Origin of the sequence: Oleiharenicola sp. Vm1, assembly GCF_047777955.1 — a bacterium.
GTDB lineage: Bacteria > Verrucomicrobiota > Verrucomicrobiia > Opitutales > Opitutaceae > Didemnitutus.
Window position 1 is genome coordinate 825,905 of sequence record NZ_CP180537.1, and the last position, 23,219, is coordinate 849,123.

Sequence of the window (23,219 nt, forward strand, 5' to 3'; positions counted from 1 at the left end):
ACGCCCGATTGCACAAGGCTTGTTAAATCGCGCCGCCCGCCGTTTCCCGGCTTGAGCCGCGTGCGCGCGCGGCGAAGATGCGCCGCGTGACTCGGGCCCCGCGAGCGTTGCTGGCTGCGCTGTTTTCCCTCGGCTTCGCCGGGGCGGCGGCAGCCGCCGTCTCGCCCGACACCAATCTCACCGCCGACGAACAGGCGTCGCGCTTCCTCGCCCAGGCGACTTTCGGTCCGACCAGCGACGCGATCGCGGAGCTCCGCCAGCTCGGCTACAACTACAGCGCCTGGTTCGACCTCCAGGCGAGCCGGCCGCAGACGAAGGCGCTCGACATCCTCGCCGCCGCGCGCGCCGCCGGCTCGTTCACCACCAGCGACAAGAACCACAACCGCCGCGCCCGCACGCAGGTCATGCTCACCGCGCCCGACCAGCTGCGCCAGCGCGTCGCCTACGCGCTGAGCCAGATTCTGGTCGTGTCCGACGCCGACACGACCATCGCCAATGCCGGCGACGGCTCCTCGAGCTGGTGGGACATGCTCGCCCGCAACGCGCTCGGCAACTTCAAGACGCTGATGCTGGACGTGACGCGGCACCCGATGATGGGCCGTTACCTCAGTCACTACAAAAACCGCAAGGCCAACCCGGCCACCGGCACGCGCCCCGACGAGAACTACGCCCGCGAGGTGATGCAGCTCTTCACCATCGGCCTCTACCAGCTCAACGCCAACGGCACCTACGTCACCGACGGCACCGGCCGCCCGCTCGAGACCTACACCAACGACAACATCACCGAATTCGCGCGCGTCTTCACCGGCTTCACCGACGAGAGCACCAACAACACCGGCACCGGCACGGGCCGCACCGATTTCCCGAGCGCCACCGCGGACTACACCAGCCCCATGCGCATGTGGGAGGGCCAGCACGACACCGGCGCGAAGACGCTGCTCGCCTACGCCGGCGCGCGGAAACCGAACCTGCCCGCGGGCCAGGCCGGCCTCGCCGACGTCAGCGACGCGCTCGACAACCTGATCGAGCATCCGAGCTGCGCCCCGTTCATCTCCCGCCTGCTCATCCAGCGCCTCGTCACCTCGAACCCCAGCGACGCCTACGTCGGCCGCGTCGCCGCCGTGTTCGCCAACAACGGCGCCGGCGTGCGCGGCGACCTGCTGGCGGTGGTGAAGGCCATCCTCCTCGACAACGAGGCGCGCGGGCTCGCGATGCTCACCGATCCCGAGCACGGCAAGCTGCGCGAGCCGTTCCTGCGTCTCACGCACGTGCTCCGCGCCTTCAAGTTCACCCTCGCCGTCGGCACGACCGTCATCCCCTACGACCTCGGCGCGTTCACCGAGAGTTCGATGGGGCAGTTTCCCCTCGGCTCGCCGTCGGTGTTCAACTTCTACTCGCCCGACTACGAACCGCCCGGCGCGATCTCGAACGCGCGGCTGGTCGGTCCGGAATTCCAGATCCTCAACGCCGTCACCGCCGTCGCGTTCCCCAACGCGCTCAACACCCTCCTCAACAGCGGCACGGGCAACATGCGCCTCGACCTCTCCGCCCAGGAGGCGCTCGCGGCCAGCCCCGAGGCGCTGCTCGACAACCTCGACCTGCTCCTCACCCACGGCACGCTCAGCGCCGACAGCCGCACGAAGATCCTCGCCGCCGTCAACGGTATCACCGCCGGCATGGTGCCCAATGGCAGCAACCTCAACCAGCAGCGCGCGCGTCTCGCCGTCTACCTCGTGACGCTGTCGCCCGACTACGCCATCCTCAAGTGAGCGCGCCGCACCCCATCTCCCGCCGCGAGTTCATCGGCCAGGCCAGCTGCGCCGGCGTCAAGGGCACCGCCGTCCTCTCCACGCTGCTCTCGCTCCGCCTCGCCAACTCCCTCGCCGCCCAGACCGCGTCGTCGGACTACAAGGCGCTCGTCTGCCTCTTCCTCGCCGGCGGCAACGACTCGTTCAACATGCTCGTGCCCACCACGGGCGCGGAATACGACGCCTACGCCAAGGTGCGCGGCAACCTCGCGCTGGCGAAGGACACGCTGCTCCAGATCACGCCGTCGAACCTCGGCGGCCGCACGCTGGGCGTGCACCCGTCGATGACCGAGGTGCGCGACCTCTTCGCCGCCGGCCGGCTCGCCTTCGTCGCCAACGTCGGTTCGCTCGTGCGGCCGACGACGCTGGCCGACTACAAGGCCAACAAATACCGCCCGGTCTCGCTCTACTCGCACGCCGACCAGATCAAGCAGTGGCAGACGTGCATGCCCGACCAGCGCACCGCCGTCGGCTGGGGCGGCCGCGCCGCCGACATCATCAAGTCGCTCAACTCCCCGAGCATGGTCTCCATGCTCATCTCGCTCTCCGGCCAGAACACGTTCCTCACCGGCGAGCGCTCGTTCGGCTACACCGTCTCCGCCAGCGGCGCCACCGCGCTCAGCGGCTACGATCCGGCGGCGAAGAACAACCTCAACGCGCTCCGCACCGCCGCGGCCGACAGCCTGCTCGAGGCCGACTACCGCAGCCTCTTCGAGAAAAGCTACGGCGGCAGCACGGCCGACGCGGTCGACGCCTACTACGAGTTCTCCGGCGCGCTCAGCGGCGTGACGCTCGCCACCGCCGTGCCCTCCGGCAATTCGCTCGCCAGCAACCTCGCCATGATCGCCAAGATCGCCTCGGTGAACGGCAAGCTCGGCGTGAAGCGCCAGGTGTTCTTCGTCCAGCTCGGCGGCTGGGACCACCACGACGAGCTCCTCAACAACCAGGTGACCATGCTCCGCACCGTCAGCCAGGCCGTCGGCTTCTTCCACACCGCGCTCGGCGAGGTCGGCCTGCAGAACAACGTCACGCTCTTCACCGCCTCCGACTTTGCGCGCACGCTCACCTCGAACGGCAACGGCTCCGACCACGCCTGGGGCGGCAACCACTTCGTGCTCGGCGGCGCGGTCGCCGGCGGCCGCGTCGCGGGTAACCGGGACCAGGGCTACTATCCCGACTTCCAGCAGCTCGCGAGCTACGACACCGGCCAGGGGCGCCTCGTGCCCGGCATCGCCGTCGACGAATACGCGCGCGACCTGCTCAGCTGGTTCGGCGTCGGCGCGGGCGATCTGGATTACGTGTTGCCGGCGTTCAGCAGCCGCTTCGGCGGCCGGCCCGAGCTCGGCCTGATGACGAGCAGCCCGGCGTCCGGCGGCACGGGCGGCACCGGTTCGCCCGGCTCGGGCGGGACCGGCACGGGCACGGGCGGCGGCAGCGGTTCCTCGGGCGGCGGCGGAGGCGGCGGCGGCGGTTCGCCGACGATCCTCGGTGCAGCGGCCATCGGCGGCGCCCTGTTGCTGAAGAAGCTCGCCGACCGCAAGGCCCGGCTCGCCGCCGAGCGTGCGGCCCAGCCCGACCGGACGCCGGACGAAGCGCGCTGACCTCGCCGCGCCGGAAGGGAACCGGGATCGATCCGCGCCGCCGTCGGGTCTGGTTCGCTGGCGTCAGCTGCGATCATGCCGGCGCCTTCGCGCGTGCGCTCCGCGGACAAGGCGGGCGGTGGTGCGCGAGGCGCGATCGCTCAGAACTTGAAGCTCGCGCTGACCTGGAAGACGGCGCTGACGATGGCGTAGGCGATGAAGGCGACGAAGAGGAAGGCGGAGAGCAGCACGCCGGTGGAGATGACCTGCGTGAGGAGGTTCACCTGGCGTGCCAGGTCGTCCTGGTAGGAGGCGGAGATGGCGCGCAGGCTGGGGGCGAGCTGGCCGGTGCTCTCGCCGACGGCGAGCCGGTCGATGACCAGCGGCGGGAAGCAGTCGGTCTTGGCCAGCGAGGAGGAGAGGCTCTCGCCCTCGAGCACGCGGCTGGTGGCGTCGCGGAAGGCGGCCTGGAGCGAGCGGTTGGCGATGGTGCGCTCGGTCATGCGCAGCGCCTCGGCGGTGGTGACGCCGTTCTCCAGCAGCACGGCGAGGGTGGAGGCGAAGCTTTGCACGGTGGCGGCGGTGACGAAGCGGCCGGTGAACGGCGCGCGCACGAGCCAGGCGTCGGTGGCGGCGCGGCCGGGCTGGCTCTTGCGCCAGCGCCAGAAGAAGACGGCGGTGAGCACGGCGCCGACCACGACGATGAGGCCGTAGCGGATGAGGAAGTCCGACAGGCCGACGAGCAGCCGCGTGGCCCAGGGCATCTTGCCGCCGAGCGAGCTGAGCAGCGTCTGGAGGCGCGGCAGGAGGAAGAAGATGAAGAAGAGGATGACGCCGATCGCGATCACGCAGACGAAGACCGGATAGGAGAGCGCGGCGGCGAGCGAGCGGCGGATCTCGCGCTGCTGGGTGTAGTGCTGGATGAGGCGCTGCAGCACTTCGCGGAGGTTGCCCGTGGCCTCGCCGGCGGCGATGAGGTTGACGGCGTGGGTGCTGAACGTGCCCGGCAGCGACTCCATCGCCTGCGAGAGCGGCAGGCCCTCGCTGAGGCGTTCCCAGAGCGCGACGCAGAGCCCGCGCAGCTGCGGCTCCTGCAGGCGCTGGCTGAGCAGGCGCACGGCCTCGCCGGCGGGCAGGCCGCTGCCGATGAGGTCGGAGAGCGACTGGAAGAACGGCAGCTGGAGCTTGTCGCTGAACTGGCGGTGCGCGCCGCGCTCGGCGAAGAGCGCGGGCAGGGCGTCGGCGACCGCCGCGCTCTTCTTTGCCGCGGCGGGGGCGCCGATCTCGCTCAGGCGGACCGGCTGCAGCCCGCGCGCGGCGAGGAGGCGGGCGGCGTCCTTGCGGCTGGGGGCGTCGAGCGTCGCCTCGACGGTCTGGCCGTTCGCGGAGCGGGCGGTGTAGGCGAAGCGGGGCACGCGGCTAGTTGAGGGTTGAGAGTTGAGGGTTGAGAACCAAGCAGGCGGCAGAAGGCGATACGAGGAACCGGTGGTTCGAGACTCTCAACTCTGAACCCTCAACTCTCAACTGCTGGATCATTTCTCCGCCACCGTGATCACGCGGAGGACTTCCTCGAGCGTGGTGTGGCCGGCCATGACCTTGGCCCAGCCGGATTGCTGGAGGGTGCGCATGCCGTGGTCGCGGGCGACCTTGGCGAGGGCGCGGGTCGACTCGCGGTGGACGATGAGGTCGTGCAGCGACTCGTCGGGCTTGAGGATCTCGAAGAGGCCGATGCGGCCGCGATAGCCGGTGTTGCGGCAGCGCTCGCAGCCGCAGGGCTTCGGGACGTGCGTGACGCCGTCGGCGAGCGCGGCGTCGAGACCGAGGATCGCGAGCGTGTCGCGCAGCTTCATCGCGCTGATCGGCTCCCGGCCGGCGCAGTCGGGGCAGAGGCGGCGGACGAGGCGCTGCGCGATGACGAGCTCGATCGAGGAGGCGACGAGGAACGGCTCGATGCCCATGTCGATCAGGCGCGTGATGGCGCCGGGAGCGTCGTTCGTGTGCAGCGTCGAGAAGACCAGGTGACCCGTGAGCGAGGCGCGGATGGCGATGTCGGCCGTCTCGCGGTCGCGGATTTCGCCGACCATGATGACGTCGGGGTCCTGGCGGAGGACGTGGCGCAGCGCGCTGGCGAAGGTGAGGCCGATCTCGGGACGGACCTGCATCTGGTTCGAGCCGGGCACCTCGTATTCGATCGGGTCCTCGACGGTGACGATGCGGAGGTCGGTCGAGTTGATCTTGCGGAGAAAGGCGTTCAGCGAGGTCGACTTGCCGGAGCCGGTCGGACCGGTGACGAGGATGATGCCGTGCGGGTAGTCGAGGACCTTGGTGATGACGGCCTGCTCGGACTCATCCATGCCGAGCCGGTCCATCGTGTAGGCTTCCTTCTTCTGGTTGAGGAGGCGGAGCGAGACGGACTCGGCGTAGATGGTCGGGATGGTCGAGACGCGGATATCGAGGACGTTGTCGCCGGCCTTGAAGTTGATGCGGCCGTCCTGCGGCAGGCGTTTTTCCGAGATGTTGAGGCGCGCCATGATCTTCAGGCGCGAGATGATGGCGTCTTGGTAACGCAGCAGGTTTTCCGGGACCGGGACGGGGACGAGCAGGCCGTCGACGCGGTAGCGGATGCGGAGCTGGCCTTCCTGCGGTTCGAAATGGATGTCGGTGGCGCCGTCCTCGATGGCCTGGGCGATGATGTCGCGGACGAAGCGCACGACGGCGGCGTCGGCGTCGGCCTCGATGTTGAGCGCTTGGCCGGAGGCGAAAGTGTCGGGCTCGTCGGTGTCGTCCTCGATGCTGCCCGCGCCGACGCCGTAGTTCTCGATGATGAGCTGGCGGAGGCGGTCGGCGGCGGCGAGGTGCCATTGCACGGGGCGCGCGGTGAAGACGGCGACCCAGTCGCGCACGTCGTCGTCGGGCGGCCAGGAGGTGGCGAGGTGGAGCGGGCCGTCGCCGTCGCCCTTGGCCTCGCCCAGGCGGACGGGCAGCACCTGGTAATCGTGCACGAGGCGGGCGGGCAGGATGCTGATGGCGTCGGCGTCCGCGGCCAGGCTGGGCACGACGGGCAGGCGCGTCTGCTCGGCGAGGAACGGCAGGACGGCGCCGGGCGCGAGATTGCGGAAGACGGCGAGGAGTTCCTGGCGCTCGCCGCGGGGCGCTTCGCGGAGCTGGCGAAGCTGGTCCGCGTCGGGCCAGTCGCGCAGGAATTCGGGCGTGGCGGCCGGCGTGGCGGGCATGGTCAGCGGGAGGATTGCTTCTTCGGGTCCGGCAGCGGCTGGCCGATGGCGTTGCGGATCGGGTCGCGCTCCTTCGGCGACAGCTTGTCGATCTGCTGGAGGGCGGGGGCGTTGTCGGCCGCGGTGTTGGCGAGGACGGTGGGGCGGAGGAAGAACACGAGGTCGGTGCGCGTGTCCTCGCGCGAGCGGGTGCCGAGCAGGTCGCCGAGGATCGGGATGGGGCCGAGGCGCGACGTGCTCTTGGACTTGGAGGTGCGCTGGAGGCCGCCGAGGACGATGGTCTCGCCGCTGCGGGCGCTGACGAAGTTGGAGGTGCTGCGCCGGCCGATGCGGGGCTGCGGGTTGCCGTCGATGGTGATGTCGCCGAGAATGTCGTTCACCTCCTGCGTGACCTCGAGCTGGACGGAGCCGTCGTTGCCGATGAGCGGCTTCACCTTGAGCGAGATGCCGATGTCCTTGGACGAAACGGTGGAGCGGTAGCCCGTGCCGGTGGTGGTGCCGGTGGTGGTGGAGTCGTTGAGGTAGCTGCTGATGACCGGGCGCTGCTCGCCGACGAAGATGGTGGCCTCCTTGTTGTGCGTCGTCATGATGTTCGGCACGGAGAGGATGGTGGCGTTGCTCTTGCGCGGGGTGGTGGTGAGGCCGATCTCGGCGGCGAGGTCGAGGTCGCCGGTCGCCTGGCGGGTCGCGGTGACGTTGGTGGCGGTGCCGCCGGCGAAGGTGGCCTGGCCGCCGACGAGCTTGTCGCCCTCGACCTTCAAGCCCAGCGCGCTGATGCCGGAGCTGGCGTTGTCGGTGAGGGTGACCTCGGCGATGACGACCTCGATGCGCACCTGGGCGAGCAGGATGTCGAGCTTGTTGACGAGGTCGTTGATGAGGCGGATGTCGTCGACGGTGCCGGAGACGACGATGGAGTTGCTGCGCTCGTCGGCGAAGATCGTCAGCAGCGTGCTGAACTGGTTGGACGGCTCGGCGCCGAGGGTGAGGCCGGCGGGGACGACGGCGATGGGCGCCGGAGCGGCGCCGGGGGCGGCGGGCGCGGTGGCGGTGACGGCCATGGTGTTGGGGCGGCCCGATTCCTGCGCCTTGGCGGCGTTGTTCTGGCCGGCGACGAGCTGGGAGAGGATTTGCGCGACGTCCTTGGAGGCGGCGTGCTTGAGGTAGATGACCTCGTTGCGGGTGTTCGGGTCGGACTTGACGTCGAGTTTGCCGATGAGGTCGTCGAAGAACGCGATCTGGCGCGGGTCGGAGATGACGACGATTTGGTTGGTGCGGTCGTCGGCGTTGTAGGAGGTCGCGGTGCCGAGCTGGGCCTGGAGCGCGCCGGAGAGGATGGTGCGCATCTTGTTCACCACGTCGGAGGCCTTGGCGAAGTGCAGGGTGTAGAACTTCGGGGTGATGCCGCCGAGCGCGGGCTGGTCGAGGCGGTTGAGGAGCGTCTCGATGCGCTGGAGGTTGGTGAGCGAGTCGGTGACGAGCGCGGCGTTGGCCTTCTCGAAGATGACGGGCGGGCTGCCGGTGTTGGGCGAGAGCAGGCCGGCGACCTGGGGCATGAACTCGGCGACGCGGAGGAAGTTCAGCTGGAAAACCTTGCTGACGATGCGGCCGCTGGGCGGCAGCGCGAGGGTGGAGCCGTCGATCAGCTCCGGCGCCTCGGACTTGGCGAGGTTGAGCGCGGTGACCTTGATGAAGTGGTCGCCCATCGGCGTGAGGGCGACGCCGTTGAGGTTGAGCAGCGTCTCGAGGGCGCGCATGGCCTCCTCGCGCGTGACGCTCTCCTTGAAGCGCACCGTGATCGTCGCGGCCGGGAGCGCCTGCGGACGCAAGACGGTCTTGCCGGTGAAGCGCTCGACGAGCGCGAGCACCTGGTCGATGCTCTCCTCGCGGAGGTCGAGCGGCCCGACGGCGTCGGAGGGCATGGTCGAGGCGGGAGCCGGCGGAGTTTGCGCGGGGAGCGGCGGGAGCAGGGTGGCCAGCGTGAGGGCGCAAACGGCGAGGCGAGGGAAAGGGAGCTTCATGCAGGAAGGCCGGGGCAGTGGGATTAACGCTGTTTGACGTGGCCCGCGTCGAAAAGTTGCAGATGGCTAGTTGAAACTCCCGCCGGGGCGATGGCAAGTGCCGCGTCCGTCCCAAAAAAGCGCCCGCTCGTCCCCCCGCGACGACGCGAGCGGGAACAACGGACGCTTGCGATGGACGAAAACCACGACAGCTTTGTCGCTGGGCCCGGCGACTCGCCGCACGAGTCATGCGACGGTAATGACCAAACCCAACACCCGTATGAAGCCGGCACGAGCCCGCCCCAGCGCGCTCAATGCCATCCTGATGATCCCCATGCGCCCGCTCCGCTCCCTCCTCCTCTGCGCGACTCTGCTGACTCTGGTCAGCCCGATGCGCGCCACGACCGTAATCCCACCCGATTTCTCCGATCTCGCGGCGAGCTCCGACTATGTCGTCCGCGGCAAGGTGAAGAGCCTGACCAACGAGATCCGCCAGCAGGACGGCCGCGAGGTGCCGTTCACCCTCGTCGAGATCGAGGTGAGCGAGGTGATCGCCGGCACGCCGCCGGCGAAGGTCGTGCTCACGGCGCTGGGAGGCAGGACCTCCGACGACGGCGAGCTCGTGGTCGAGGGCGTGCCGCACTTCGTGGTCGGCGACGACAGCATCTATTTCGTGAAGGACAACGGCACGAGCTTCTACCCGCTCTACGGCGTGATGCACGGCCTCTATCCGATCAAGCGCGACAAGGCCACTGGCCGCGACTACGTCGCGCGCGCCAACGGCCTGCCGCTCTCCGCCACTGCGGAGGTCGCCCTGCCGCTGGCCGAGGGCAAGGAGGCGCAGCTGCTGCGCCGGCAGCTCAAGATTTCCGACGCGCTGAGCGTCGCCGAGTTCAAGCAGAGCATCCGCGACGCCCGCGCCGCCGCGAAGAACGGAGGGAAGAACAATGTCAAATAAGCTCCTCCTCCGCACCCTCCTCGCCGCCGGCGCCCTCGCCGCCGCGGTGCTGGCCCCGGCCTACGAGGTCATTCGCAACGGATCGGCGCGCGTCCTCTGGGCGAACGGCTCGATCCCGATGCAGATCAAGCTCGGCACCACGCCCACGCTGCAGGACGGCACCAACTACAGCACCAGCGCCCAGGCGGCGATGGACGCCTGGAACGCCATCGTGCGCAACGTCCAGTTCGCTCCCACCATCGCCGCGGCCGGCGCGGGAGGCGACCGCAACGGCGTCAACGAGCTCTTCTTCGCCAGCGACGTGTTCGGCACGGCGTTCGAGACCAACGTCCTCGCCGTCACGACCTCCTACCGCTCCTCGACGCCGTCGTCCGACGGCACCTACCGCCGCACCCAGTCGGACATCGTCTTCAACACGGCCTACACGTGGAATTCCTACCGCGGCGCACGCCAGTCGGGCGTCCTCGACCTCCGGCGCGTCGCGATCCACGAGCTCGGCCACGTGCTCGGCCTCGATCACCCCGACGAATACGGCCAGACCGTCTCGGCGATCATGAGCAGCCACATCAGCGACATCGACGCCGCCACGCGCGACGACATGGACGGCGCCCAATACCTCTACGCCGTGCCCGGCGTCACGACCGGCCCGGCCAACGACCTGTTCGCCAACGCCACCGCGGTCACGATTCCCGCCAGCAACACCGTTACGCTCACCGGCTCGAGCGTGAACGCCGGCAAGGAATCGGGCGAACCCAACCACGCCTCGGAAGCCGGCGGCGCCTCGATCTGGTGGAAGTGGACCGCCACCTACAACGGCTCGCTCGAGGTGAAGACCGCGGGCACGAGCTTCGACACGCTCCTCGCCGCCTACACCGGCACGGCCGTGAACGCGCTCACGCTGGTCGCCTCGAACGACGACGTCGAACCCGCGTCCCAGAGCTCCTCGCAGACCCGCAATCGCACCAGCATCATCACGCTGTCGGTCACGCAAGGCACCACCTACTACTTCGCGGTCGACGGCTGGGACGGCGAGTGGGGCAGCAACGTGAACCTCACCTTCACGTTCGCGCCGATCATCCCGGATTCCGCGCCCACGATCACGACGCAGCCGCTCAGCCAGTCCGTCACGGTCGGCGCGAACGTCGTGTTCAGCGTCGTCGCGACCGGCAAGCCCAACCCCACCTACCAGTGGAACAAGAACGGCAGTGCGATCGCCGGCGCCACGGGCACCACGCTCAGTCTGACCGGCGTGCAGACCTCGGATTCCGGCAACTACACCGTCACGGTCGCGAACAGCGTCGGCTCGGTCACGAGCAGCACCGCCGCGCTCACCGTGAACGCCGTCTCGACGCCGTCAACCGGCGGCGGTGGTGGGGGCGGCGGCGGGGCGCCGAGCCACTGGTTCGTCGCCGCGCTCGCCCTCGCCGCGCTTGCACGCTGGCGCCAGCGCCGCCAATAACGGCGGCATGGCGCTGCCGAAACTCTCCCGCTTCGGGACGCCGCCGTGGTTCTACCCGGCGGCTTTTCTTGCGCCCTCGCCGTGCAGCTGGTGCCGGCCTGGCGGGAGGCGCTCATTTACGACCGCACGGCGCTGGCGCACGGCGAGTGGTGGCGGATCTGGACCGCGCAGATCGTCCACTTCGGCTGGCCGCACTTCCTCGCCGACGGCGGGTTGCTGCTGATCATCGGCTGGACGCTCGGCCGCGAGTTTCCCCGCGACAGCGCGATCGGCCTGCTGGCGATGCCGCCGGTGATCTGCGCGGTGCTGTATTGGCTCGATCCGACGATGGCGCGCTACGCCGGGCTCAGCGCGGTGAACCTCGGCCTGCTGCTCCTGCTCGCGGCGCGCGGCTGGAAGGGCGACCTGCGCGACTGGTTCTGGCCGGCGATCGCCGTCATCTATGTCGTCGAGCTGGGCTACGAGATCTGGAAGGGCGGCCACGGCGGCGGCTTCATCGCGTTCGACGATCCCGGCGTGAAGGTGGCCACCAGCGCGCACCTGGCGGCGGTCGGCTACGCCTTGGTCGCGTGGGGGTGGTGGCGTGGCGCCAACGGCGGCGGGCCGCGGGCCGGCCGGGCGTCACTTGAGCGGTCGGAACTGCACGCGCGGCTTCGGCGGGAGCGGGGCGGACTCGTCGAGGTAGAAGCCGGGGTGGGGCGGCTGGTTGTAGGCGACGTTCTGCCAGGCGATGCTGAGGCGGTATTGCGGGTCGTGCATCAGCGTGAGGAGGCGATGCTTCGTCGGAATCGTGGAGGTGTAGATGCGCAGCTCCTGGTTGTCGCGCGTGCGCCAGATGACCTCCTCGCGCCAGTCGCCCCAGAGGTCGACGCTGAGCGCGGGCGTGGATTTCGTGCCGTTGTTGGAGACGCACTCCGCGGCGACGAGCAGCGGGTCGAGGGAGTTGGTGTGCCAGTTCCATTTCACGATGCGGTTGCCGTCGAGCAGCTCGTGCAGCAGGTCGCCGTCCCAGAGAATGCCGAAGTTGCACGGGAAGCCGCGCGGGCGGTGGGCGAGGAATTTCTCGCCGCGCAGCGTGTAGAGCCCGTCCATGCCGGCGCCGGCGGCCCAGACCTCGGCGCCGGGGAAGCGCGGGTCGATGTTGAAGGCGTTGCCGCGGCCGGGGCCTTCGCCCTTGTCGCCGCCCTCGGTCGCCGCCTTCACGGAGGGCACGGTGAGGATCGGGCGGCCGGTGCGGGCGTCGCGGACGTTGATGCCCTGCGCGTCGAAGCGTTCCTGGATGCTCATGACCTCGAGGCCGGGGTTGGCCGGGTCGAGGTCGCCGACGTGGATCGCGTCGCCGTGGCCCCAGCCGGTCGAGTAGAGCCCTTGGCCGTTGTCGTCGATCACACACGCGCCGTAGATGATCTCGTCGCGCCCGTCGCCGTCGACGTCGGCGACGGAGAGGTTGTGGTTGCCCTGGCCGCGGAACTTTTCGTTGCCGGGCGTGCCGTCGTCGGAGTCGAACACCCAGCGCCGGCTCAGCTTGCCGTCGCGCCAGTCCCACGCGGCGAGCACGGTGCGCGTGTAGTAGCCGCGGCACATGACGAGGCTCGGATGCGTGCCGTCGAGGTAGGCGACACAGGCGAGAAAACGATCGGAGCGGTTGCCGTAGGCGTCGCCCCAGACGGCTTTCAGCTGTTCGGGCGTGGGATTGTCGGTCTCGGGATGCCGGTGCGGCACGTAGGGCGCGGTGGCGAGCGCGGCGCCGGTGCGGCCGTCGAAGACGGTGAGGTATTCCGGGCCGCGCAGGATGCGGCCTTCGAGGCGGGCGACGAGACCGGCGGACGTGGCGCTGGCGCCGGTGTGATCGGTGGTCGGCGCGGTGCCGCCGGCGGGCTCGCGCCAGTCGGCGTTCGCGTCACCGATGGTCTTGCCCGTGCCGTCGACGGTGCCGTCGGCGGTCTTGCAGACGAACTCGGCGCGGCCGTCGCCGTCGAAGTCGTAGACGAGAAACTGGGTGTAGTGCGCGCCCTCGCGGATGTTTTTGCCGAGGTTGATCGTCCAGAGGAGTTTTCCGTCGAGCGTGTAGGCCTGGAAAATCGGCGTGTCGGTCGGGCCGGCTTGGGAGTTGTCGCGAGCGCGGCCGGCTTGGTGGAGGATGATCTCGTAGCGGCCGTCGCCGTCGAGGTCGCCGACGGAGGCGTCGTTCGGCGTGTAGCCGGCGGGGGTCTGGAGCTTGATCGCGTGGTAAGGCACGCGCGGCGCCCCGGCGGGCAGGGTGCAGCCGCGATCGGTCGCGGGATCGGCGATCTCGTGTCCGGCGACGACGGCGCGGACGGTGTAGGTCGTCGCGTGCGCGAGCGGCGCGTCGGCGTCGACGAGCCACGTCGGGCCGGCGAGCGGGGCGGCGTTGAGCTTCGCGGTCGTCGCGTCGACGGTGCGGTAGACGTTGAACGCGACGTCGTCGGGATCGGACGCGAGCACGCGCCAGCTGACGAAGACCTTGCCGTCCGCCTCGGGCACCGCCACGACACCGCGATCGAGGCGCTCGACGATCGGCGCGGCGCGGGCGACGAGGAGCAGGACGGCGAGCAGGACGGGAAGGCGAAGCAGGGAGGGCATGGCGGGGTGGCGAGGGAAGGCGCGTTGGGTCAGCGAGGGCCGGGAGGCCACGGATTGCCCGAGGGCGCGGATGGCGGCGCCGGAGCGTGGGCGGCAGCGCCGCGATCCGGACGATCTGGGCATTCGCGACAGGGTTTTCCTGCGGCAGGAGGTCGGGCAAAAACGCCGCGGACGCGAGCGCGCGCCGCGCGGACCGTCAAACCGCGGCGGCGCAGGCTTGCGGCGCGCGCGGGAAGCGCTGAAATGCCGCCATGATCCGCCTGGCGCGCCGACGGAGCGTTTGGGGCCGACCCGCCGCGGTCGGGGCGCTGCTGGCGCTCGCGCCCTTGCCCGGGCGCGCAGGAGACGACTTGGCGATGCGCTTGCGCGAGTTCCGCGCCGCTCCGGCCGGAGCCGTGGCGGAAAACCTGCACGGGGCGGCGGCATCGACGGCGCCCCGTGCGCGTCTATCGCCGCCGGAGCCGCGGCACGGCTATGCGGCGTGGGCCGCGGAGGTTTTCTCGACGGACGAGCTCGCCGACGCGCGCGTGAGCGCGCCGGAGGCGGTGGGCACGGGCGACGGCCTGACGAATCTGGAAAAATACGCGCTCGGGCTCGACCCCCATGTCGCCGCCACGCCAGAGGCGCTACCGGAGGGCGGTCAGCTCGATGAGCATTGGTTCCTCTGGTATCGCCGGCCGAGCGACACGGACGATGTCACCTATCGCGTCGAGGCCTCGACCGACGGTGTGAATTGGTCGAGCGCGGGCGTGACGCAGGAGCCGATCCTGGCCAACGACCTCGCGCAATCCTGGCAGGCGCACTACCAGGCGGCGGCGGGACAGATGGTTTTTCTCCGGCTGGTGGTGGCGCTGCGGTGACGCGGTCCGGGGCGGCGAAGCAGAGGCGCTGCGCGCGGCGCGTTCAATCCGCCAGGTTGAGCAGCTGGCGCGCGTATTGGAAGGCGTGGGCCTTGAAACTGGTTTTCTGTCCGGCGGCCTCCCAGGCGTAGACGAGCGCGACACATTGGTCCGCGATCTTGTAGTCCGACGTCTGCTTGGCCTTATGAAAATTGAGGAAGGACTGCAGCGTCAAATCGGGCAGGGCGCTGATCAGGTCGTCGACGTTGCTGGCTTTGGCCACCAGCGGCTTCACGAGCTGGCGCGTCAGTTTTTCCTCGGGCACGGGGTCCTCGTTGCGGACCGGGACGCCGTGGCTGGCGTTGCCCACGACCTCCTCGGTGCGGAACGTGGTTTCGGCCGTGCGCTGGGCCACGGACACGGTTTGGCCGTGCAGCAGGGCGTCGATCTTCCAGTGCAGCCCGCAGGTGTAGACGAGCTTCCTGATCTGGTATTTTTCGTCCGCGTAGACCGGCTCGGTGAGATAGCGCGGCATGGAGCGGCCCTGCGCGCGGAGGCTGTCCAGCCGGCGGTCCCATTGGCTGACCAGGGCCTTCGAGGAGGCGATGTCGATGGCGAGATCGCCCGCGCGCGAGCGGGAGTAGGCGTCGTTCTGGTTTCTTTGCAGCTCGTCGAGGGTGCGCTGCTTGTCGTTGATGGAGTCCACGACCGCGTTGCGGCGCTCGAGCAGATCGGTGTATTGCAGATGGAGATCCTCGGCCTCGGCGTTGCGCACCTGGCGCGTGCCGCTCTGATAACGGACGGATTTGGTGACGACTTCGTCGACCGCGCGATCCGCGGTGAAGCCGTCGTAGGTCCCGACGAAGACGACGGTGGCGAGGTGTTTCGGATCGTAGTCGACCAGCTTGGGCCAGGCGCCCAGCTTGCTTTGGAGCGCCTGGCGGAGTGCGTTCGTGGCCGGTTCGTTCAGTCCGGCGGGGGAGGTGGCATTTTTGTCCGGGGGCGCAACGGCGATCGTGACGAAGGTCGAGGCGATGGCCGCCTGGGTGGCGGCTTTGCGCCACTCGTGGTCGGACGTGGCGCCGTATTTGCCCGCCTGCTCGTCGAGGAGCAGGGCGAGGCCCGGCAGCCGGTTTTCCTGGGCGACCCGGCTCCAGCGCGTGAAGCCCTCGCGCAGGAACGCCGATACCTCGGCGTCGCGGAACTTGGTCCGGCAGAGGGTCACCAGCGGGACGTCCAGCCGGTTGACGTAGGATTGCTGGCTCTTGGTGCCGAGGTCGAACGACTCGAGGGCTTGCAGGAAGGAAGCGAGGTCGGCGGGCTTGAGCAGGGCCTCGGCCGGCACCGGCCGCCAGCCGGCGTAGGTCTTGCCTTTTTCCATCAGGGCCGTGATCGGTTCGCTTTGTCCGGCGACGATGGCGCGCGCGAGTTCGACGGCCAGCTGGTCGCGGGCCGTGCGGAGGAAATTCTCCCGCGCCGCCGCGACCTGCTCCGGCAGCGCCTTCACCTTCTCGGCGCGTTCGAGTTGGTCGTGGGCGGTCGCGAGGTCGGCTTTCTGGAGCGCTTGCTGGACGCTTTCCAGGGCGGCGCGCACTTCCGCGGCGTCGATGGCCGGACCGAGCTCGCGATAGGATGGGTTGTCGCCGGCGATGGCCGCGATGGTCTGCAGGGCCGCGCGCGCCTCCTGGAAGCGTTTCCCGTCCATGTCCTGCTCCGCCTGCGCGACGACGTGTGCGATCTGCGCCTCCTGAACCGCTTGGATGCGCGCGGCCAGGTCAGGAATCAGCGCCTGCACCGGCGCCAGGGGTTTCAGGATGGCGTAGGCGCGGTCGAATTCGGCGGCCTCCGTGGCCGCGGTCGCCTCGGCCAGCTGTTGCGCCACCGCTTTCCGCGCATCCTCCTCGATGGCGGCGGCCCGCTCGTGCAGCCGGCTGCGATGCGGCTCGACGAGCAGTTCCTCGGTCGGCGGCAGCTCATGCAGCGCCCGATACGCGGCGATGCCTTCGAGCTTGGCCAGCTTGCCCTCGACCATCTGCACCCAGCGCCCCTGCGTTTGGTCGTATTGTTGGACGATGTCCCCGTCGTCCGGCCGCAGCAGGGCGGCCGCCCGGAAGTGCGCCAAGGCCGTCGGCAGATCGGAGCCGAGCAGCGCGACGCGGCCGGCGCGGACTTCCTGCGCGGCCTGGTAGCGGTGGGGAATGTCGCCCCAGAACCAAGCCGCCACGCCGAAGGTGACGACGAGCAGGGCGGTGGCGACCAGAAGAACGGCGCGGCTGGCGCCGCGACGATCGGCGAACGGACGGTAGGGCATGGGGTCGGGGAATGGACGCGGCGTGGAGGGACCGGACCGGATCGTCTCCGCGGGCGGGCTCGGCAACGGAAGTCAGGAGGCTCCCGGGGCCGGAAGCGGGCGTGGAGGGTGACCGGATTCGCCGGGTGATTTATCTACGATCGTCTTGGGTGCAAGCGCAGGTCTGCCGGGAGGTGACGGAGACGGGAGGCGTTGGGTCGCTGCGCGGACCCGGGAAACGAGAGACCCGGCCTGCGGAGGGGTCGGGTGGGAAACAGAATCAAAACCGGTCAAAACGGAATCAATCCCGCGGACCATGACCTTGCGCGACATTTCCCGACCGCGAGTGAGGATGACGGCGACGATTGCGATGGAAGCTACAGGGGCAGGTTGTCTGCACGAACGCTGGGACATGCCGTCACGGCGCAGCCCTTCCTCAGTGCGGCGCCTTGTGCGACCGTCTTGGCCTGACCGCAGCGAGACGCTTCTTCATTGGACGCTCGCGGGTTTCCGACTAGGAGTTCGAGCCTGTTTCCCGTGAAAATTCCCGACCGCTACGCCCAGCCTGTCGACCCGCTTCAGGACCTCTGCCCCACTCGCGCTGCGCTCGACGTGATCCGCGGGCGCTGGAAGCCGTCCATTCTCTATGTCCTCGCCGATGGCACCGCCCGCTTCGGCACCCTCCAGTCCCGCCTTCCGGGTGTGACCGCGCAGGCCCTGACGGTGCAGCTCCGCCAGCTCGAGGCCGACGGCGTCGTGTCGCGCACCGTCCACGCGGAGATCCCGGTCCGCGTCGATTACGCGCTGACGCCTTTAGGGCACACTCTCTCCGACCTGATGAAGCAGCTGGAGATTTGGGGGCAGGAATACTTGCGGCGCAAGGCGGCGCGGTAACTGGCCACGGGAGGCCGGTCACCGGAATGTGAGCGACTCACATTCTTGCGACGAAGCAACGGACGTGGAGTTGGGCTAGGATGCCGGCCCATGAAATCCCGTCTTCTTGTTCTCAACGCCAGCGCCCGTCGCGATCGCTCCATCACCCGCCAGCTCACCATGCGCCTGGCCCAGGCCTGGCTGGCCGCTCGACCCGCCGGTGAGATCGTCACCCGCGACATCGGCCAGGCTCCGCCCACCGCGATCAACCAGGACTGGATCGCCGCCGCCTACAGCCGCGTCCCCGGCTCCGAGCGGCATCCCAGTCTCGCGGAAAGCGAGCGATTGATCGACGAGCTCGATTCCGCCGATGCCGTCATCATCGGCACGCCACTCTACAACTTCGGCATGCCTGCGGTCCTCAAGCTCTGGCTCGAACAAATCATTCGCGTCGGTCGGACGTTCCGGATCGAGGTCGGACCCGGGGGAGAGCGCTATCTTCCCCTGCTCCGGCCCAAGCCCGTTTTTGTCGTCGTGGCCGCCGGGAATCCCGCATTTCTGCGGGACGGGTCGCTGGCTTCAGTCAATTTTCTTCGCTCCCATCTCGGTGCCGTGCTCGAGTTTCTGGGGTTCGGAGACCTGACTTTCATTGAAGTTGGCGAAGCCGAGGCGAAGCAGGGTATGGTGCCGCCGTCGCTGCTCGCCGCCGAGAACCGCCTCCGCCGCACCGTGGACGATCCGGTGACTGCGCGCCCGGCATGAGCGCTGAGGCTCTTGGGCAACTAAATAGAAGACCCGGCCCTGGGAAGGGCCGGGTCGGAAACAGAATTACAACCTCTCAAAAACGGAATTGATCCGGGGAAACGGAATCAATCCCTCGGACCACCGTCACCGGTATTCCTCGTTCGTGAGCGCGTTGATGATCTTGAAGTTTTCGACGTGGTAGTTCGGGTCGGCGCGGAAGGCCAGCTTGACGCCGAAGAGCTTCTCCATGCGCACGAGCAGGTCGGCGTCCTCGGCGCGGAGGCGCTCGAGGATCGACGGGTGCACGTGCACGCGCAGCGAGTATTCCTTGCTGTCCTTGCGGTTTTGCAGGCGGCGCGCGACGGACGAGAGGCGGCGCTGGAGCTCGACCGACATGGTCGTCGCGCTCTTCACGATGCCGCGGCCGTGGCAGTAGGGGCAGCCGGTGTAGATGTTGGCCGAGAGCGACTCCTGCTGGCGCTGGCGCGTCATCTGCATGATGCCGAGCTGCGAGATGGGCAGGATGTGGGTCTTGGCCTTGTCCTCCGACATGAGCTCGACCATGCGGTCGTAGACGGACTGGCGGTGGCGCCGTTCCTTCATGTCGATGAAGTCCATGATGATCAGGCCGCCGATGTTGCGGAGCCGGATCTGGCGCGCCATCTCGGTGGCGGCTTCCATGTTCACCTGGAAGATCGTGTTCTTCTCGTCGCCGTGCTTCGACTTGTGGGAGCCGGTGTTGACGTCGATGGCGATGAGCGCCTCGGTCTCGTCGATCACGATCTCGCCGCCGGAGGGCAGCGTGACGCGGCGCTGGAAGGTCTGCTCGATCTGGCGCTCGATGTTGTAGCGCTCGAAGACCGGGATGCTGTCCTTGTAGTAGGCGATCTTGCCGCGGGAGCGCGACGAGATGAGCGAGACGAGGTCCTGGGTGCGCTTGAAGTCCGCCTCGTTGTCGATGAGCACGCGGTCGATGTCCTCGGTGAGGAAGTCGCGGACGGTGCGCTCGACGATGTCGGGCTCCTGGTAGAGGCAGGCCGGCGCGCGGTCGTTCTCCATCTTGCGCTGGATCTCCTCCCACTTCTTGAGGAGCAGGTGGAGGTCGCGGACGAAGTAACGGGCTTTCTTGCCCTCGCCGGCGGTGCGGACGATGACGCCCATGCCTTCCGGGATCGTAAGCTCGTTGATGAGCGTCTTGAGGCGCTTGCGCTCCTGCGGATCCTCGATCTTGCGCGAGATGCCGCAGCCGTCGGAGAACGGCGTGAGGATGAGGTAGCGGCCGGGGATGGAGAGGTTGGTCGTCGTGCGCGGGCCCTTGGTGCCGATGGGGCCCTTGGTGACCTGGATGACGATCTCGCTGCCCGGGGGATAGAGGTTGGGGATGTCCTTGACCGTCGGCTCGGCCTTGCGCGGCTCGGCGTTCTTCTTCTTGTTCACGCGCACGACCTCGACGGAGGAGTCGGCGGCGGCCGGGAGCATGTCCCAGTAGTGGAGGAACGCGTTCTTGGAGTAACCGATGTCGACGAAGGCGGCCTTGAGGCCCGGATCGAGGTTCTTGATGCGGCCCTTGTAGATGCCGCCGACCATGCGGTTGTCGGACTCGCGCTCGATCTCGAAGCGATCGAGGACGCCGTTCACGAGGAGCGCGACGCGCTTCTCGAGGGGCTCGGAGTTGATGACCAGTTCGCGAAAGGTGCTCTTTTCCTTTTGGAAGATGCTGAGGATCTTTTGGAGGAGCGGGCGCTGCGTGGAGCGTTCCTTGGCTTCGGCGTTAAGTTGGGCGGACGTGACCGGTTCGCTGTTTTTCAGAGGCGGAGGCTGCTGGAGCTCCTCTTCATGGCGAGCGGCGGCGTCCCGGGCAGACTCCGGGGCGCCAGATTGGGCGGGTTGATCGTTCATGGTGTGGCGTGTGCCGTTGGGGGGTGTTGACGTCGGCGGACGCCTCGGTGGGGGACGGCTGCGCGCAGGAGATTCCGGCAAAGCGGTCAATATCGGGGGAGGCGACCATTAGAAGTCCCTCCGGAAACGATAGACGCTTTGGACCAGTCCTTGCAGCAAGCAGCAGCTGAGCACAAAGGTGCCGCCGTAGCTGATGAAGGGAAGCGGGATGCCTTTCACCGGCACGAGGCCGACGGTCATGGCGATGTTCACGAAGATGTGCACGGACAGCAGCGCGGTAACGCCGATGACGAGCAGCATCCCGAAGCGGTCGCGGGCGAGGCCGGCAATGCGGACCCCGTTCCACAACATCACTCCGAACAAGCCGATGACGGCAATGCTTCCCAGGAAACCTTTCTCCTCCGCGATGACGGAGAAGATGAAATCGTTGTGCGCGACCGCGCGCGGCAGGTAGCCGAGCTTGGCCTGCGTGCCCTCGGTCCAGCCCTTGCCCACGAGCCCGCCGGAGCCGACCGAGATGCGGGACTGGATCTGGTTCCAGCCGATGCCGGTGCGCTCGACCTTGTCGGGATTCCAGAACGCCAGCACGCGGTTGCGCTGGTAATCCTTCAGCGGCAGCCAGGCGTGGGCCTCGTAGGCGCCGCGGTCGCGCGTGTAGTCGAGATCGTTCTCGTCCATGAACTTCGCATAGCTGGCCACGTCGAGCGCGACGATGCCGACGAGCAACACGAACACGCCCAACGCCCCGGCAAAGAAACGCAGCGAGAGGTTGGAGACGAAAAGCATGGCGAAGACCATGGGCGCGATCGCAAGAGCGCTACCGAGGTCGGGTTCGGCCACTATGAACAACATGGGTATACCCACCGCAAGGGCTAACTTGATCAGCACCTGCAGCGAGTCGCGCACCGTGCCGAGGCGGTTGCCCGTGAGGATCGAGGCCGTGGCCAGGAGCACGGCGATCTTGCCCACCTCCGAGGGCTGGAACGCGCCCAGCCCCGGCAACTCGATCCAGCGCCGCGCGCCCATACCGTGCGTCGTGCCGATGAATGGCACCAGCACCAGCACCAGGCTGACCAGCGCCGCCAGGTAGACCCAGTGCGCGTATTTCAGCCACAGCCGGTAATCGAGCAGCGCCGTCGCCGCGTAGACCACGACACCAAGCCCGAGGTAGAACAGCTGCTTGATCCACTGGTCGCCGTTCGTGGCCGCCTGCGCGCTGTAGATGAAGAACACCCCGAAGGTCGAGAGCACGCCCATGCACGTCGGATTGATCCAATCCGACCGCTCACGCGTCGTGAGCTTGAAAAACTGCGCCAGATCGATGCCGCGGGCGATTCTCACAGGGAAGACCCGCGATTAAACGCGGCCGCCGCGCGCGCGCAATGGCGCAGTCGCGGAAATCACGCCGCCGCCTCGTCGGGCGCCTCGGCGTTGATCAGCCCGAGCAGCACCCAGAACGGCACCGCCCCCATCGGTCCCTCCAGCACCACGCCGAAGCAGGCGCTGGTCAGGATGACCCACGGCGCCACCGCGACGCCCCACTCGAGCGGCGCCGTCGCCGTCCGCAGCCGGCGCCGCGTGACCTGCAGCAGCGCACCGGCGACGAAGAGGAGCGACAGCAGCCCGAGCGCGCCCATGCGCCCGAACGCCGTCATGAGGATGCTGTGCGGGCTCCGCGCCGTGAAGTCGTCCAGCGCATCCGGCGAATACTCGCGCACGAAATTCCTCGCCAGGTCGTAGCCGAAGCCGAGCCCGAGCAGCGGGTTGCCGGCCCAGGTCTCCCGCGCGACGTTCCGCCACCAGACGAGGCGGAACTGGTTGTTGCCGGCCTTGAACGCGTTCTCGGCGTCGCGATAGACGGCGACGCCGGAGACGTCCACGACCGATACGAGGCGGTCGATCACCGCGTCGCGCTTGCGCTCGGCCCAAGAATTCTCCGTCAGCTGGGCCACGAACACCAGCGCTACGAACGCCGCCGCCATCGCGCCGCCCTGGAGCACGGCGAAACGGGGCCGCCGGCTGGCCGCCAGCAGCGCCATCGCGACCAGCCCGCCCAGCAGCGAGGCGCGGCTGTCCGAGCTCGCGACCACCAGGAAGAGCACGACGGAAAACACCTTGCCCGCCGTGCGCGCGGCGCCGTCCGCCCACTGGAAGATCAGCACCGCGCCCACCATCATGAACGTGTAGACCAGGTCGCCCTTGTAGTAGATCAGCGGCACGCCGAGCACGCGCAGGCGCTCGAGGAAGAAGGCGGGGAACGCCTCCGACAGCAGGAACACCGGCAGGATCGCGATCGTGCCGATCATGATCGCGTGCAGCAGGTGGCGCCGCGCCGCCGGATCGCGGGCGAGGTGCTGCGCGACGAAGAAGAACGCCGCGTAGTAGACCGTGGCGAAGTCGCGCAGCGCCAGCAGGCCGTAGCCGCGCACGTCGAACATCACCCGCGCGCTGCCCACGACCATCCAGGCCAGCACCGCCCAGTTCAGCGCATCGCGCCGCATGGGCAGCTCCCGCGCCAGCGCCGCCTGCGCGATCATCCAGGGCACCGTGACGAGCAGGCAGAGCTCCGCGGGCAGGAGCGGGAGGCCGGGCGCCGGCATCAGCTGGGCGAAGCCGCGGTTGCCGACGAGGTAGCCGACCAGCAGGACGCCGAGAAACGCCACGTTCGCGCCCACGCCGGTCAGGCGCGAGGACACGGCGACGACGCAGACCAGGGCGAGCAGCAGCGGCAGCACGTAGCTGCCCTCGGCGATCTCCCAGCCCGCCCAGCAGGCGATGAGCGCGGCGCCGATCGCGATCAGGGCGTTGCGCAGCGAGGGAGACATGGGGCCAGACCAACGCCTGCGCCGCGCGCATGCAACTCCCGAGCCGCGCCGCGCGCTCAGGAGGGTGGGCCGTTCGGCGGTAGAGCGCCGCGTAGGCGCGCGCCATCCGC

15 protein-coding genes and 1 pseudogene are annotated in these 23,219 nt (G+C 68.8%); 8 read left to right on the plus strand and 8 right to left on the minus strand.

Going from position 1 to position 23,219, the window contains the following annotated elements; genetic code table 11:
• The first annotated feature begins 86 nt into the window (after positions 1 to 86).
• Both ACMYLB_RS04585 and ACMYLB_RS04590 read left to right on the plus strand, forming a co-directional pair.
• Positions 87 to 1,769 (plus strand): DUF1800 domain-containing protein, encoded by a 1,683-nt coding sequence (locus tag ACMYLB_RS04585; RefSeq protein ID WP_415909788.1) that lies wholly within the window; start codon positions 87 to 89, stop codon positions 1,767 to 1,769.
• Entirely contained in the window at positions 1,766 to 3,409 is a 1,644-nt protein-coding gene (locus ACMYLB_RS04590; RefSeq protein WP_415909789.1) for a DUF1501 domain-containing protein, read from the plus strand. Before ACMYLB_RS04585 ends, ACMYLB_RS04590 begins: the two co-directional genes overlap by 4 nt.
• Positions 3,410 to 3,549: 140 nt before the next feature.
• Here the strand turns inward: ACMYLB_RS04590 and ACMYLB_RS04595 are convergent, their stop codons facing one another.
• The 3 genes from ACMYLB_RS04595 to ACMYLB_RS04605 all read right to left on the minus strand — a co-directional run bounded on the left by ACMYLB_RS04595 (position 3,550) and on the right by ACMYLB_RS04605 (position 8,639).
• Positions 3,550 to 4,803, minus strand: coding sequence for a type II secretion system F family protein (locus tag ACMYLB_RS04595; protein ID WP_415909790.1), 1,254 nt, complete (start codon positions 4,801 to 4,803; stop codon positions 3,550 to 3,552).
• A 117-nt stretch (positions 4,804 to 4,920) separates the two neighbouring features.
• On the minus strand, positions 4,921 to 6,621 hold the full coding sequence (locus ACMYLB_RS04600; RefSeq protein WP_415909791.1) for a GspE/PulE family protein: 1,701 nt from the start codon (positions 6,619 to 6,621) through the stop codon (positions 4,921 to 4,923).
• A 2-nt stretch (positions 6,622 to 6,623) separates the two neighbouring features.
• Entirely contained in the window at positions 6,624 to 8,639 is a 2,016-nt protein-coding gene (locus ACMYLB_RS04605) for a secretin N-terminal domain-containing protein (protein ID WP_415909792.1), read from the minus strand.
• 238 nt (positions 8,640 to 8,877) lie between these two features.
• On the opposite strand from ACMYLB_RS04605, the gene ACMYLB_RS04610 reads away from it, so the two are divergent.
• From ACMYLB_RS04610 to rrtA, 3 genes and pseudogenes are all read left to right on the plus strand, one after another.
• Complete coding sequence (locus ACMYLB_RS04610; protein ID WP_415909793.1) at positions 8,878 to 9,576, plus strand: hypothetical protein; 699 nt, start codon at positions 8,878 to 8,880, stop codon at positions 9,574 to 9,576.
• Positions 9,566 to 11,035: an immunoglobulin domain-containing protein gene (locus ACMYLB_RS04615; RefSeq protein WP_415909794.1), complete on the plus strand. Its 1,470-nt coding sequence runs from the start codon at positions 9,566 to 9,568 to the stop codon at positions 11,033 to 11,035. Before ACMYLB_RS04610 ends, ACMYLB_RS04615 begins: the two co-directional genes overlap by 11 nt.
• A 90-nt stretch (positions 11,036 to 11,125) precedes the next feature.
• Positions 11,126 to 11,548, plus strand: a pseudogene (gene rrtA, locus ACMYLB_RS04620) (rhombosortase); the annotation flags it as partial.
• 108 nt (positions 11,549 to 11,656) lie between these two features.
• Here the strand turns inward: rrtA and ACMYLB_RS04625 are convergent.
• Positions 11,657 to 13,639 carry a rhamnogalacturonan lyase gene (locus ACMYLB_RS04625; protein WP_415909795.1) on the minus strand — a complete coding sequence of 661 codons (1,983 nt, stop codon included), beginning with the start codon at positions 13,637 to 13,639 and terminating at the stop codon, positions 11,657 to 11,659.
• A 356-nt stretch (positions 13,640 to 13,995) separates the two neighbouring features.
• Between ACMYLB_RS04625 and ACMYLB_RS04630 the strand changes: the two genes are divergently transcribed.
• A complete protein-coding gene (locus ACMYLB_RS04630; RefSeq protein ID WP_415909796.1) occupies positions 13,996 to 14,499 on the plus strand; it encodes a hypothetical protein in 504 nt (167 codons plus the stop codon).
• A 43-nt stretch (positions 14,500 to 14,542) separates the two neighbouring features.
• On the opposite strand, the gene ACMYLB_RS04635 is transcribed toward ACMYLB_RS04630, so the two are convergent.
• The gene (locus ACMYLB_RS04635) at positions 14,543 to 16,789 is read right to left on the minus strand and encodes a hypothetical protein (RefSeq protein ID WP_415909797.1); all 2,247 of its coding nucleotides are present in this window, start codon (positions 16,787 to 16,789) and stop codon (positions 14,543 to 14,545) included.
• A 516-nt stretch (positions 16,790 to 17,305) separates the two neighbouring features.
• Between ACMYLB_RS04635 and ACMYLB_RS04640 the strand changes: the two genes are divergently transcribed.
• Together ACMYLB_RS04640 and ACMYLB_RS04645 are read left to right on the plus strand one after the other, a co-directional pair.
• Positions 17,306 to 17,662, plus strand: a complete 357-nt coding sequence (locus ACMYLB_RS04640; RefSeq protein WP_415909798.1) for a winged helix-turn-helix transcriptional regulator — start codon at positions 17,306 to 17,308, stop codon at positions 17,660 to 17,662.
• Between the two features lie 90 nt (positions 17,663 to 17,752).
• Positions 17,753 to 18,403, plus strand: a complete 651-nt coding sequence (locus tag ACMYLB_RS04645; RefSeq protein WP_415909799.1) for an FMN-dependent NADH-azoreductase — start codon at positions 17,753 to 17,755, stop codon at positions 18,401 to 18,403.
• 126 nt (positions 18,404 to 18,529) lie between these two features.
• Here the strand turns inward: ACMYLB_RS04645 and ACMYLB_RS04650 are convergent, their stop codons facing one another.
• The 3 genes from ACMYLB_RS04650 to ACMYLB_RS04660 form a co-directional block, all read right to left on the minus strand.
• Positions 18,530 to 20,284 (minus strand): Rne/Rng family ribonuclease, encoded by a 1,755-nt coding sequence (locus ACMYLB_RS04650; RefSeq protein WP_415909800.1) that lies wholly within the window; start codon positions 20,282 to 20,284, stop codon positions 18,530 to 18,532.
• 108 nt (positions 20,285 to 20,392) lie between these two features.
• Positions 20,393 to 21,625 carry a rod shape-determining protein RodA gene (gene rodA / locus ACMYLB_RS04655; protein ID WP_415909801.1) on the minus strand — a complete coding sequence of 411 codons (1,233 nt, stop codon included), beginning with the start codon at positions 21,623 to 21,625 and terminating at the stop codon, positions 20,393 to 20,395.
• Between the two features lie 59 nt (positions 21,626 to 21,684).
• Positions 21,685 to 23,109 carry an O-antigen ligase family protein gene (locus ACMYLB_RS04660; RefSeq protein WP_415909802.1) on the minus strand — a complete coding sequence of 475 codons (1,425 nt, stop codon included), beginning with the start codon at positions 23,107 to 23,109 and terminating at the stop codon, positions 21,685 to 21,687.
• Between the last annotated feature and the right edge of the window lie 110 nt (positions 23,110 to 23,219).